Here is a 13578-nt window from a genome sequence, read left to right on the forward strand (position 1 = left end):
CGATGCTCGACCGCGGAGAGCGATGGTGCTCACCGTTGCATGCGTCATGCGCTGCTTCACCATTCTCCCGGTGAGAAACCCGGGCATCCGGGTCATGCGTCGACGATCTGCCACTGCTGGTTGGTGCCCGTGTTGACGGCCCAGGCGATCACTCGGGCGCCGTCGTTCGCCGAGCCGCCTTCCACGTCCGCGCACAGGCCGGTGCGGACGTTGACGAGCCGGTAGTAGCCGTCACCGGTGTCGGCGAGCTTCCACCACTGGTTGTCGCTGCCGGTGTCCTGCGCCTGGTCCAGCTGGGTGCCCTGGCCGGCTCCGGCCGGGCTGTCGAGCAGCCGGCCGCTGTTGCGGTTGACCAGGCGGACCGAGCCGTCCGGATTGGACAGACGCTGCCACTGCTGGTTGGCGCCGCCGGACCAGGTCCACTGGACGATCTTGACGCCGTCGGCCGTTCCGTTGCCGGTGACGTCGAGCACCTTGCCGCTGCTCCGGTTGACCACCCTGACGTACCCGCTTTGCGAGGGCTGGGACAGGGAAACGGTGATGTCGGTGCGCTGGTTCCCCTTCAGGGACACCACTCTCGCGTAGCCGCCGAGGGGCGAGGTGGTGACGGGCGCGGACGTGGTCACCGACGTCATGCCCCGGCGGCTGATCAGCGTGACGTCCTGGTCGATCGCCGACGTCACCGACAGCGTGGCCGTGCGGGCGGACAGGTCCCAGCCGAGACTGTGGACCTGGATCCGGCCCCGCGCCCGGATGCCGGTGATCGAGCCCTTGGCCAGTTGCCCGGGCAGGGCCGGGAGGATCTCCAGCACGCCGGGGCGGGAGTAGCACAACGCCTCGGCCAGTACCCCGGGTATCGCGTGGGCGGCGTCGGCGTTGTAGGTCTGCAGGTTCGGGTTGTGCGACGTCATCAGCGACCGGAAGATCATGGTGTTGCCGATGATCTTGCGGAGGTTGGTGTAGACCTTCCCGCCGTCCTTCAGCCGGGCGGCGGCCAGCGCCCGGTGCAGGCTCCCGTGGGCGGAGAGGTTTTCGTCGCCGCGCAGTTCCAGTGCCCGCAGCGCGGGGGCGATCAGGTCGGGCCGGGTCTCGGGGTTGATCTCGTGCAGCGGCCAGGCGCCGTACAGGTGGTGGACGTGCCGGTGGTTGTAGTTGTCGGTGAGGCTCGGCCAGGACCACTCCGCCAGGGCGTTGTCCCCGTTGATCCGGTACGCGGGCAGTTTCCCGAGCAACGCCGTCCAGCGCTGGACGCCCTGGCCGCTGCCCTGTTCCACGCCGAGCGCGTTGGCCGCCGAGATGGCGGCTTGGAGGGCGTGCTTGCCGGCCATGATGTCCCCGGTGGCGTTGACGGACAGGAGCACACCGGTGTTGCCGGGCGCGTTCTCCATCGAGAACGCCGGGACGAACACGACCTTGCCGCTGGAGTCGGTGCGGGTCAGGAAGTCCTCGTAGAACAGGGCCAGTTCCATGAGCGCGGGGCCCAGCTTGTCCCGCAGGAACGCCTGGTCGCCGGTGATCTCCCAGTACTCGACGAGCGGGTAGAGCAGCCAGTCGGCGCCGCCGGTCCAGGTCTGGCCGGGGAAGCCGGCGTCGAAGTGGAGCATGTGCCCGTACTCGCCGTCGGTGCGGGACGGGGCGAGGAAACCGCGGGCGCCGTAGAGGTTCCGCGCGTTGGTGCGCCAGTGGGCGAGCTGACCGAGGATGAGGGTGAAGTAGCCCTGCATGGCCTCGGGGGTGTCCAGGATGTTGCCGCCCGCGACCTGGAGGTTGATGTTGGCGTCGGTGGTGAAGTCGTCGGCCCAGGCGCCGGTCCACGTGCCGGTCCAGATTCCCGTCAGCCGCGGCGGCAGGATCCCGCTCGAGCTGATGAAGAGGTACCGTCCCGAGTCGTAGAGCCGCTCCAGCAGCGCGAGGTCGATGACGCTCTTGGTGGTGTTCTGCCGGGTGATCAGCTCGCTGACCGACAGACTCCGGTCGGCGGCCGAGACGTTGAGGTCCAGTCGTGAGCGGTCGTACCAGGCGGTGTGGATCGCGGTGTGCCGTGACCGCAGCGCGGTGTAGTCGGTGTCGACCGCGGCCAGCGCCGCGTGCAGCGGCTGGGAATCCCACGCGTTCGGTGTCTCGTACCGGTCGAGCTTGGTGAGCAGCAGCAGCCGCGTCGCCTTGGCCACGACAACGGTGGCCCCGACGGCGGACACGGTGCCTCCGGTCGCGACGACGCGCGTGACGCCTTCGTAGCCGAACGCGCCCTGTCCGGAGGGGTAGGTGCCGCGCAGGTTCAGGTAGCCGGAACCGTTGCCGACGGTGGCCCGGGTCGTGAAGCCCACGCTGCCGGGCGCTCCGTCCAAGGCGGTGTTCACGCTCAGCGTCGCGTCGATCGTCCGGCCGGGCGCCGGCGTCAGTTCGTGCACGATCACGCGGTCGGCGCGGGAGACGAACGCCCGGCGGCTCCACGTGCCGTAGCCGTCGGTCCAGCTGGCGCTGACCTCACCGGTGCGGAAGTCGGTCACGCGGCCGTAGTCGTTGGCCGTGGTCATGTCCGGCGTCGCGATCCGAAGCTCGTACGCCGGGTGGTAGGTCTGGGTCCAGCGCAGCGACCAGCCGGCCGCGAAGTCCCGGTTCGCACCGGCGTAGTCACCGGCGAGCGCCTTGTCCCTGACCCCCTGCAGACGTCCCGAAATCACCGGTGGGGTCACCGATCGGGAGCCGTTGGGCAGCACGAGGCGGTGGTAGTTGAAGATCACCTTCTCCAGCGTCGGCGCGCCGTACAGCGTGGCGCCGTACTCACCGTTGCCGGTCAGGAAACCGTCCGTCCAGGACGTGGCCGGTCCGGTGTCGTGGATACCCCGCTCGGGCAAGGTGATCTGCGGCGGGACGGCCGCCGCTGCACGGGCCGGCAACCCACCGGGCAGGGCGGCGGCCCCGGCGGTCAGCGCGGCGGCGGTGAGGAAGCGCCTGCGGTCGATGGGCAGGTCCATCACGCGAACTCCTTTGTCCGGCAGCTGTCCCTCGTCGCGCTCGTCCTGTCCGGACCGAAGAACGACCAGGACATGTGATGGATTTTCAGCCGATGATCTGGCCGGTGTCCATAGCCGGGATGGTCAGTGCGGCAAAGTGCCGCCGATCGGCCCAGATCCGGGCAGCATCCGGCGGCATGGAGGGAAGCCGGGACGCTTCGTCAGTCAGGAGACATATGATGTCTTGCCGTCGCGCGGGTAGTTTCCGGAACTGTGGCCGGGGCGGCATCACGTCAGGAGGCGGCCGAGGTCACGGCGGCCGGGTCAGCGGCAACGGCCCTGCCGCGTCCGGTGGTTCTTCGGCTTGCCGAAAGTCAAGCCAGTGCCGACGAGAGGCTTGGTGTCACCGTTTTCGCCAAATTCGACGATGGAATCCGTGGCGCGAGACTTTCCGGAACGTGACACGAAACCCCCCCGAACCGCACCGAGCCATGACCGAACAGCCGTCGCCAGATTCGAACCGTTCGACATTTTGCAGCTGACCTCGCTGAACATTCCCGCGACTGTGCACGTTCCCAGAAATTCCTGCGCAACTCTTGCGGCCATCCCCTGACTTGCGGTTCCATCGTCACCAGAACCGCACGTGGCAGTGCTTGCACACACTCCCATCGCAAACGCAGTTTCCGTTTCCACGGACCAAGTAAGCGCTTTCCCATTGCCGCCGGCCGACGCGGTTGTCCGAGACCCTCACCATGAGAGGACCGACGATGAGCAGACGATCGAGTCGCCGTCGAAGCGGACAGCTCGCCGCACTTTCGGTGGTGGCGCTGGCCGCGGCGATGGTGAGCGGCGGCCGGGCCGCCGCGGACTCCTCGCCCTGGCCGGCGAACCCCGGCTGGCAGCAGTACGTCCAGGGACCGGCCACGCCGAACGTGGCCCCGGTCGCCGTGGTGCGCACCTCGGGCACCGTCACCAACCCCGGCGCGCTGGTCTCAGGTGGGAGCGGCAGCACCAAGCTGACCATGATGCCCGGCGGCCCCGCACCGGTGATTCTCCTCGACTACGGCAAGGACGTCGGCGGCTTCCCGTACTTCACGGTGACGGCAGCGAGTGGCAGCCCGGTGTTGCGCGCCGCCTACAGCGAGGGACAGCAGTTCATGAGCGCCAAGGGTGACGGCGGGGGCGCGTTCAACGCGGGCGACAAGTCCCGAGCCAACAGCTACACCGTCCGCGCGCCCGGAACGATCACCCACAGCTTGATCCAGGGCGGCGAACGGTTCCAGGAGATCACGCTCACCTCCCCCGGCTCCGTCACGATCAGCGCGGCCGGCATCCGGTTCAGCGCTTACCGCGCGACCGCGAACGAGTACCAGGGGTACTTCATGTCCAGCTCGGACGAGCTGAACAAGATCTGGTACGCCGGCGCCTACACCAACCAGCTCAGCATGCTGCCCCCGGGGACGGGGGGCGTCAGCCCGTTGCCCCTGATCCTGGACGGAGCCAAGCGGGATCGCAACGTCTGGATCGGGGACATCTATGCGGAGGGCCCGACGAACTACGTCAGCCTGGGCACCAACGGTAACGAGTACCTCAAGCAATCCCTCCGGCTGCTCGGCAGCCACCAGCTCAGCAGCGGCTTCGTCACCGGGTGCCTGGCGCCGCAGACACCCGTGCACACCGGCCCGCCCATCCCGGGCACGACCTCGTGCTACTCGACGAGCTACTCCCTGTACTTCACCCCCGACCTGGCCGACTACTACCGCGCCACCGGCGACCTCGCCTTCGCCCGGCAGCAGTTCCCGATCGTGCAGCGGCAGCTCGGCTGGAACGCCTCACGGCTCAACTCGCTGGGCCTGCTGGTCACCGACACCAGCGACGGCCTGGACTGGGACTGGTACGACGGCACCAAAACCGGCGCGGTGAGCATGTACAACATGTTGTACTTCCGCAACCTGACCGAGGCCGCCTACTTGGCGCGGGAGACGGGGCAGCCCGATCTCGCGACGCAGTACACGAACAAGGCGGCGGCCCTGCGCACCGCGATCAACACCACCCTCTTCAACTCCCGCACCGGCGTCTACGACCTCAGCGACAAAAAGCGCGGCACCGTCGCCCAGGACGCCAACGCCGCCGCGGTCACGTTCGGCGTCGCGCCGGCCGGCGCCGTTCCCGGCATCCTCACCAAACTGAAGTCCGCCCTCTGGGGACCCCACGGCCCGCAGCCCTTCTCCGCCGACACCGGCTACTCCAAGCTGGTCAGCCCGTTCGTCTCCGGATTCGAGTTGCGCGCCCGGCTGACCGCCGGTGACACGACCGGCGCGCTGCAGTTGCTGAGTGATGTCTGGGGCCAGATGGTCAGGCCCGGCCCGAACCACACCGGCGCCCTGTGGGAGAACCTGAACCCCGACGGCACCATCCCGAAGGGCAGCACGAGCCTGGCACATGGCTGGGCGTCCGCCCCCACCTCGGAGCTGACCGCCCGCGTGCTCGGCGCCCGGCCGGTCGGCGCCGGGTACGCCACCTGGATCGTCCAGCCGCAGCCGGGATCACTGACCTGGACCGTGGGGCAGGTGCCCACCCCGCACGGGCCGCTGGCGGTCAAGTGGGGCCGCACGAGTGGCGGCGGGTTCGACATGGACGTCACCGCCCCGAACGGGACCAGCGGCACCATCGCCGTCCCGGCCGACGGCCCGAACGTTGTCATCACCGTGAACGGAACGAGCGTCTGGGACCGCGGAACATTCACCGCCGGTGCGGGAGTCAGCAGTGCACGCAGCGACGGGTCCTACGTCTCCCTGTCCATCAGCGCCCCGGGCACCTACCGCGTGGCCGCTGATCGCTGAACCCCAACGACCACATCCTTTCCACTCAGGAGACACCATGCTCATCCCCGTCGTCGGCGCACTGCTCGCCCTGTCCGTGCTTCCCGGCTCCGCCACCACGGCGGACGCCGTCGACTACTCCTTCACCGTCGCGCCCGGCGACTACGAGGTCACGGTGACCCTGGGCAGCGCGAGCCAGGCTGCGCAGACCGGTGTCCAGGTGGAGGCCCGCCGCACCGTGCTCGCGCCCGTGAGCACCCGTGCGGGCGAGTTCCGCCGGGAGGTGCTGGCGGTGAACGTCCGCAGCCCGGAAAGCATGCCCACCGGCGAAGAAGGGACGGGGACGCCCGGCCTGCAGGTCCACCTCACGGGGAGCCACCCGGCCGCGATGAGCGTCTCCGTCGCGCCCGTGCGGCGGCCGCGGCTGTTCGTGGTGAGCGACTCCACCGCGTCGGACTGGCTCAAAGGCCCGAAGCGGGGCTGGGCGCAGGAACTACCCCAGCTGCTGCGCCCGGGGATCGTGGTGGCCAACTACGCGGACTCGGGCGAGAGCACCGGGAGCTGGTTGAGCAATCCGCGGCTGTTCGCCACCGTGAAGCCGTTGATCCAGCCCGGCGACGAAGTGCTGATCCAGCTGGCGCACAACGACAAGACCACACCGGAGAGCACCTTTCGGGCCAACCTGGGCAAGCTCGTCGACGGCGTCCACCAGCGTGGCGGGCTGCCGGTCCTGGTCACCCCGCCGGTACGACACTCCTTCGGCTCCACCGGCAAACTCACCCCGACCGGCCTGATCGTCAACAACCTCGGCGTCGACCTGCCCGCGGTGATCCGCGACGTCGCGGGCAAGCTGCGCGTGCCGCTGATCGACCTCACCGCACGCAGCCAGGCGCTGCTGGAGCAACTCGGCGAAACCGCGTCCTGGCCGCTGTACCTGACGGTCCAGCACGACGGTGTTCAGGACTACGCGCACTTCTCCGAATACGGCGGAACGGTCATGGCCGGTCTCACCACCTCGGGCATGGCCGACGCGCACCTGCCCGCCGCGGCGTTCCTGCGCTGAGGCGCCGCTGCAGTGGACCGCGACCGGCGGCGCCCAGCAGCAGTGGCAGGTGATCCGGGCGTAACGGTCCGCCCCGTCAGCACAAGAGCCAACACCACCAACCCACACGGAGTCGTCCATGACCATGCAACGACGTACTTTCCTGCGTGCCGGCGCCGCCGGAGCAGCGGGCCTCGGCCTCGGCCTGCTCGGCGCGGGACAGGCACTCGCCACCGTCACGCCGCTGGGCGCGCCGGCCACCACGTTCGCCGTGGGCGTCCGCCAGTACAACTGGACGCGCGGCAACCGCCCGATCACCACCTACGTCTACTACCCCGCCAAGGGCACGCCCGGCGGCGGACCCGTCACCAACGCCCCCGTTGCCGACGGCGTGTTCCCCCTCTGCGAATACACCCACGGCAGCGGTGGCAGCCCGCAGGGCTCCCTCTCACACATCCAGCCCCTGGCCGCAGCGGGCTTCATCGTGCCGGCACCCTACTTCCGCAACGCGAACATCGGCGACACCTACAACGGCAACCTCGGCAGAGACGTCTCCGAAGTCATCACGAGGACCTTGGCGCTCAACACGGCCGACGACCCGCTGCGGGGCCACCTCAACACCACGCCGGGCGTAGGTGTGTACGGCTACTCGATGGGCGGCATGACCACGCACAGCCTGCTCACCATCGCACCCGACCCCCGGATCACCGCAGCCGTCGCCATGTCCTGCGTGGACATGGGCAACCCAGCCCCCTCCGTCAAAGCCAAAGTCCTCTTCATCCACGGAGACCGGGACCAGCTCTGCCCCTACTCCTCCGCCCGCCAGGCCTACCGGGAACTGCCGCGGCCCAAGGCGTTCCTCACCATGCGTGGCGCGGACCACAGCAGCTACTTCCGGGACACCCGCGCCCGCAACACCTTCGTGGACTGGATGCGCTGGGGCCTGTACGCCGACACGACCGCCCGCGACCGCCTCCGCACCGACGCCTCCTCCAGCGGCACCACCTGGGAAGCAGAACTGTAGCGAGGAAACGCCGACGTCACCCCCGTAGCCGATGGCCACCGGGCCACCTAGCACGTCCGGGACCTCAGCTCATCTCGCGGACCGCGGCAGTCGCAGCGGTCGCGAAAGCGCAGAGGCATGGTTTTCCTGGTGCCCGGTTGGGCGACAACCACGTGGTCGCCGGCCTCGTGGTTGTCGCCGGTTGCCTCTAGCGGACGGCCTGGAACTGGGCGGTCCAGGTCGTGTGGAAGGTCATGGCCTGGCAGCGAATGTCCGTGTCGTCCTTCATCTTCACGGCGTCGGTCAGCTTGTACGGGAAGTTGGCCTCGCTCACCGCGAGCGTGGGCAGTAGCGGGTCCGCGCCGGCCACGGACAGTTGGAGCTGACCTTGGCAGTAGGGTTTGTCGGCGACGTTCCCGACGGTGTCGATCACGACATCACCGGGGGTCACGGACAACAGCTTGATCTTCACGTTGGCGTTCGGGTTGGACAGGGTCAGGGTGACGTAGGCCTTCTCGCCGGGCAGCAGCGTGCCGACCTGCGCACCGGTCACCGTGGCGGGGGTCATCGCCTCGGCGGAGCCGGACACGCCGCTTGCGGTGCTGTCCTGAACGAAGGCGGCGACCGCGAAACCACCGACTCCCACCAGTGCGCCGACAGTGGCGACGACGAGAGCGGACTTGGCCTTGTTGTTGATTCGCATGGAACTTCTCCTTCGATTGACTGGGCTCGGTGCTCAGGGTTCGGTCGTTGGTGCCGGTTCGCTGGTGCTGGGTGTCACCTCGGTGGGCGTGCTGCTTGTCGGCGTGGCTGTCGTGGCAGGGATGACCGGCTCCGCCGACTGTGTGGCGGACGGCGTCGTTGCTCCGATCTCCGGCGTCGGTTCCGGCGTGGCGGATCGGCCGGGTCCCCAGTTGCCGGCCTTGCCGTCGACCGTCGCGGTGACCACGATCAGATCGAACCCCGTGGCCCCCGCCACGCCAGTGGCGGAAAAGGCAACGGCCATCAGGGCAATGACGCCGGTTTGGCGGAAGGTACGCATGGGCATGCCCTTCAGGGCTGGATTTCCGGCGTTATGACGCCATCCTGGGGATCGAGCACTGCGGGCTCATATCGGGTTTCGGTGCTGTTCGATGCGCTCGTCGTCTCGGCCGCAGCCAAGCTTTGAACCTTTTTCTTCGTATCCCATACGTCGGGGTCGCGACGTTCTCTGTTACGAATATCGGTGCGCGACACCGAAATCGTGATAAATGTCGTCAAATTCGCGTTGAAAACGAACTGTACATGAAATGCGTTCGTGAACGCACCGGGCCGAGGCCGTGGGCGCCGGTCGTGCCAGGCCGCGCACCACCTGCCGAGGCTCGCCGGAGAGTGGGCGTGCGTCCGTTCAAGGGACAGCACCGGAGCCGACGAAACGTGGGTCAACCCGGGATCGACCAGAACGGCCGCGCCTCGAGTGAAAGCGCGGCCGTTCCGCGCTGGGGGCGAGGTTTGCCTCGAATTCCGCGCGTGTTGCCAATACGTCGAGTGGCGTTATCCGCCGACGCTGCGAAAGCCGGTTCTGCCGTCGGTGGCGATTTGTTCTCGTTCGGATGATTGACCGCGGTACTCCCCATCAATCCGGCTGAGGCGTTGAGGTGTGCCGGCCGGATTCGGCGCTCTATCAGCGCCGAAGGGTGGTGGCCGACGCAGTGAGCACGGTGTAGGCACGAAGCCGGAACGACCGGAAGGTCGTGGAGCCCCCGCAACCGGCCGCACCTCGCGCAACGCTGACTACGCGTCGCGGGCTTCGTCGGCGCGAACACCACCTCGAACCCGCGGCTCCCATCGGCGGAGCAGGCGGCGACCTGGTAGCTCCCGTCCTCGCGGCGGTGCAACGAAGCCGCTCCCCCGTAGCCGAGCGCGAGACCGTCCGAACTCACCGACACCGGCTCGGTGAGCACCCGTTCCGGAAGGATCGACACGTCCTGGTCGAGCACCTCCAGGTGGCCCGACGCAGATTGGGCTCGACCATGTCGTTCTCACGCAGCAGCTCACGACCGATCCGAAGACCGGCCGGGGACAACGCGGAGTTCCAGCCGTACCGGCCGGCCGCCACGTCGTACAGGCCCCAGGTGACCACGTGCCCCCGCACCACATCCGCTGACCCGCCCGCGTCGTCCTGATGAGCGGAGGCGACGAACACCGCGAACCCGGAGAATTCCCGGCCGTCCGGATCGGTCACGTGGACGCTCGGACGTGGGCGCAGCAGCAGTCGTCATACCTGGACTTCTAGCAGGGCACTGGCCACATCCCACACTCCACAACGGAAAGATCCCTCCGCGGGGCAATCCGTCACGCGAACGGACGATAGCCGTCGACATCGGACGGTTTCCGGCTTCGGGGAAACTTCGATTCACCGCTGGGTCAGGGCCGGTGCAGGTAGCCGGACACGCGGATCCGCAGGTCCCGGATGTCCGCCGCCGCCACGGTGAAGCAGGTGACCGCCTGGTAGCCGGCTGCCGGACCAGCTCGCCCGGCCGGACCGGCCAGGTAGACGAATCCGTCCTCGGTGTCACGCCACGGCGTTCCCCAGGCCGGCCCCGGCCGGCTCGCCGCCCGCCCACGCCAGTACCCCGGTGTCTTCATCACCTCACCCAGCGCCGCCCGCAGCCCCGGCAACGAGGTGCCGAGCACGCCCAGCCCCCGGCCGGGCCACACCCGCGGCAACTCGCCCAGCGCGGTCAGGTTCTCGGACGGCGGACTGAACCGGAAGATCGCCCGGTGGTCCCGGACCTCCGCAGTCCACGCCCCCATCCGAGGGGTGACGGTAACGATCATCGGCCGATGATCACCTCAGGCAGCGAAGGCAGGTTACGGCTGTCCACGGCACCACTCTCGCACGACAGACCGCGCACGGCCGCCCGATCACCCCACGACCACACCACCGTGGCCCGCGACCGAGCACGGCGAGCCCTGCGTCGGTGACGCCGGCGCAGGGCTTGCCGTGTTCGTCAGCCGTCGGACTCCGCCGAGGGGAGGTAGGCACCCGGTACCTCGCCCGGGGCGTACAGCCGGCTTTCCCCCGGGTAGGGCAGCTGCCAGCCGTGGGTCTGGTACCACGTGAAGTGGTTCAGCTGCGCGGGATTGGCGTAGTCGGCGACGGCGTCCGGGCCGGTGAGGCGCTGGTGCGTGGTCCACTCCTGCCACTGGGCCGCCAGCTGGTGCCGGTCTGCCGGCACGGCGGACGACGGCACCGGCGCGGCCGCCGGGTCGGGCGGGGCCGGGGTGTCCGCGCCGCAGGACGGCTGGGTGGCCAGCCCCGCGGTCAGCGAGGTGCGGTTCGGCAGCGCGGTGAACGGCGTGTAGTCCGGCTTCGGCGTGAACGCCGCGCTCATCGGCGTCGCCGCGCTGTCCTTCTGGTTCATCGGGCGGACGCCGAGGATCTGCTCGATCGTGCGGATCATCGTGATCTGCGAGTAGTAGTGGCTGTCCACGACGCCGTGCCGGGCGTACGGGCTGATGATCTGCACCGGCGCCCGGTGGCCGTCGACGTGGTCCAAGCCGGCCTGGGAGTCGTCCTCGACGACGAAGATCGCCGAGTCCTTCCAGTACGGGCTGTGCGAGATCGTGTCGACGATCCGGCCGACCGCGAGGTCGTTGTCGGCGACCTGGGCGGCCGCGTTCGGCGGGCCGCCGGTGTGGTCGCTGGACAGCCAGAACATGTTCAGGTTCGCCGGCCCGTGCTTCTCGAAGTCGTCCTTCCAGATCTGGTAGCGGTAGACGTCCGGCACCGAGGTGTCGAACTTCGGGAAGCCCGGCACGGACACGTTGTTCAGCGAGGGGATCGGCGAGGACGACACCAGCGGGTAGGCGCTCGGCTGACCGGTCACCGCCATGTTCCTGCTGTCGCAGTACAGGTTCTGCCAGTTCGCGCCGGCGGGCTTGGTCAGGAACTGCTGGAACTCCCCGAAGTCGCGCACCGACTTCCCGGCCGCCTGCGCGCCGGTCCAGAGGAACCCGGAGCTCTGGTGGCCGAGGGCGTCGTCCTCCGTGTCGTAGCTGCGCAGGTACTCCCCCGCCGACGACTCGGTGTACTCCGGGTTGTCGGCCTGCATCAGCCAGTTGTGGCCCTCGGCGGAGTTCGTGCCGATGTCGTAGGTGTTGTCGTACAACCCGAACTGCCGCTCCAGCGCGTGCTGGTTCGGCGTCACGTTCTCGCCGAACTGCGCCACGGCCGGGTCGCCGTTGCCGCGCTTGTCGTCGCCGAAGACCTGGTCGTAGGTCCGGTTCTCCTTGACCAGCAGGAAGACGTGCTTGATCGTCGACGGGTCGCCGAGCCGCTGCGGCACCGGCACCGGCTTCCGGTAACCGCGGTCCTGCGCCGTCTGGACGGACCCCGGCGTCCAGCCGTTCTGCCGGAAGACCTGCGCGGTGTAGCCGCGGATCGCGCGGTCGTCCGGCAGCCGGAACCGCTGCACGCTGGCGGTCGTGTCGTGGGTGGCGTGCCCGGCCGCCGTCGTGGGACGGCGGGCGTCGATGCCGCGGGTGTTGGATACCACGACGTCCTGCCCGACGGTGGTGATCGCCGTCGGGAAGTAGTCCGTGGGCAGCAGGCCGACGTAGCTCACGGGTTCCTGCGCGCGGTGGTAGCGGTAGACGGCGACCGCGTTCGCCCGGCCCAGCGTGACCAGCAGGTGGCCGTCGTCGGTGAGGGTGACGCCGTCCGGCTCGTACCCGACCGTGGCTTCCGGCCACGGCTGGGTCGCGATGGTCTGAACCACCTTGTCGCGGCCGGTGTCGATGACCGAGACGCTGTTGCTCGCGGTGTTGGTGACGAAGACCGTGGCGCCCTTGGCGTAGACCGCGGTCGGGTGCAGACCCACGTCGATGGTCGCCGGTGTCGCGGCCGGGCGCGCCAGGTCGATGACGCTGACCGTGCCGCTGGTGGTCGCGCCGGTGAACGGGCTGGCCGGCACCTGCGTGGTGTAGGAGTTCAACGTCGGTTCGCCGGGCCGCGCCGGGCGGCCGCCTTCGTTGCCGACGTACAGCTTGTTCCCGACCCGGATCAGGTCGCGCGGCGCGTTGCCGACGGCCCAGCTCTGCCGGATCGCGCCGGTCGCCGCGTCGAGGGCGACGACCCGGTTCTGGCCGTTGACGGCGGCGTAGACGGTGGAGCCGTCCGGGGAGAACACCGCCTGCGCCACCAGCGCGTGCTTCGGGCCGTCCGCCGGGATCTTGACCGGCACCGGCGCGGCCACGGTGCCGTCGGGTTGCACGGTGAAGCGGGTGTACCCGTCGGTCTGCGCCAGCCACAGCGTCTTGCCGTCCGGCGAGTACGACGGTCCCTCCTGCCCCACGTCGTTGCCGGGGATGCGCAGGTTCGCCGTCGCGGCGGTGCCGACGAGCTGCTGCACCTGCCAGCTCTTCAGGTCGACGATGGTGAGCGCGATCCCGCCGTCGGTGGTCAGCGCGGCCAGGTGGCTGCCGTCCGGGCTGAGGGCCGACGCCATGATCTTGCCGTTGTTCACGACCAGGCGATCGCCGATCGGCTTGAGGTACTGGTCGGCCGACACGACCTGACCGTGGTCGGTGACGTCGCCGACGTGGTCGGTCCCGAACTGCTGCGTCGAGGCGACGCCGCTTCCGGTGCCGGTGACGAGGAGCACGAGCGTGGCGGCACCGGCCGTCGCGAAGCGGAGCCGGCGACCATTGACGTGGCCGAGAAGGCCGGAGCGGCGCTTCCCGGCCCGCCTTCGGCGTGTGACCTGCATC

The 13578-nt window shown here is 69.2% G+C and carries 9 protein-coding genes; 3 read left to right on the forward strand and 6 right to left on the reverse strand.

All coding sequences use genetic code 11. The features are described from left to right. Positions 1–92 precede the first annotated feature (92 nt). Positions 93–2978, reverse strand: a complete 2886-nt coding sequence (locus tag AB0F15_RS21510; protein ID WP_360272863.1) for a glycoside hydrolase N-terminal domain-containing protein — start codon at positions 2976–2978, stop codon at positions 93–95. Between the two features lie 746 nt (positions 2979–3724). Here AB0F15_RS21510 and AB0F15_RS21515 point away from each other — a divergent pair. The 3 genes from AB0F15_RS21515 (at position 3725) to AB0F15_RS21525 (ending at position 7845) form a co-directional block, all read left to right on the forward strand. Beyond that, positions 3725–5800 (forward strand): alpha-L-rhamnosidase C-terminal domain-containing protein, encoded by a 2076-nt coding sequence (locus AB0F15_RS21515; protein ID WP_360272866.1) that lies wholly within the window; start codon positions 3725–3727, stop codon positions 5798–5800. Positions 5801–5837: 37 nt separating this feature from the next. Beyond that, complete coding sequence (locus tag AB0F15_RS21520; protein ID WP_360272869.1) at positions 5838–6842, forward strand: GDSL-type esterase/lipase family protein; 1005 nt, start codon at positions 5838–5840, stop codon at positions 6840–6842. 118 nt (positions 6843–6960) lie between these two features. Next, a complete protein-coding gene (locus tag AB0F15_RS21525; RefSeq protein WP_360272872.1) occupies positions 6961–7845 on the forward strand; it encodes an alpha/beta hydrolase in 885 nt (294 codons plus the stop codon). A gap of 187 nt (positions 7846–8032) precedes the next feature. On the opposite strand, the gene AB0F15_RS21530 is transcribed toward AB0F15_RS21525, so the two are convergent. The 5 genes from AB0F15_RS21530 to AB0F15_RS21550 all read right to left on the reverse strand — a co-directional run bounded on the left by AB0F15_RS21530 (position 8033) and on the right by AB0F15_RS21550 (position 13577). Beyond that, positions 8033–8527 (reverse strand): hypothetical protein, encoded by a 495-nt coding sequence (locus tag AB0F15_RS21530; protein ID WP_360272875.1) that lies wholly within the window; start codon positions 8525–8527, stop codon positions 8033–8035. Between the two features lie 33 nt (positions 8528–8560). Then, complete coding sequence (locus tag AB0F15_RS21535; protein ID WP_360272878.1) at positions 8561–8866, reverse strand: hypothetical protein; 306 nt, start codon at positions 8864–8866, stop codon at positions 8561–8563. Between the two features lie 11 nt (positions 8867–8877). Further along, complete coding sequence (locus AB0F15_RS21540; RefSeq protein ID WP_360272881.1) at positions 8878–9060, reverse strand: hypothetical protein; 183 nt, start codon at positions 9058–9060, stop codon at positions 8878–8880. 1170 nt (positions 9061–10230) lie between these two features. Further along, positions 10231–10644: a hypothetical protein gene (locus AB0F15_RS21545; protein WP_360272884.1), complete on the reverse strand. Its 414-nt coding sequence runs from the start codon at positions 10642–10644 to the stop codon at positions 10231–10233. A 173-nt stretch (positions 10645–10817) separates the two neighbouring features. Beyond that, complete coding sequence (locus AB0F15_RS21550; RefSeq protein WP_360272887.1) at positions 10818–13577, reverse strand: bifunctional YncE family protein/alkaline phosphatase family protein; 2760 nt, start codon at positions 13575–13577, stop codon at positions 10818–10820. Between the last annotated feature and the right edge of the window lies 1 nt (position 13578).

It is taken from the genome of Amycolatopsis sp. NPDC026612 (assembly GCF_040638285.1).
In the GTDB taxonomy this organism is placed as follows: domain Bacteria; phylum Actinomycetota; class Actinomycetes; order Mycobacteriales; family Pseudonocardiaceae; genus Amycolatopsis.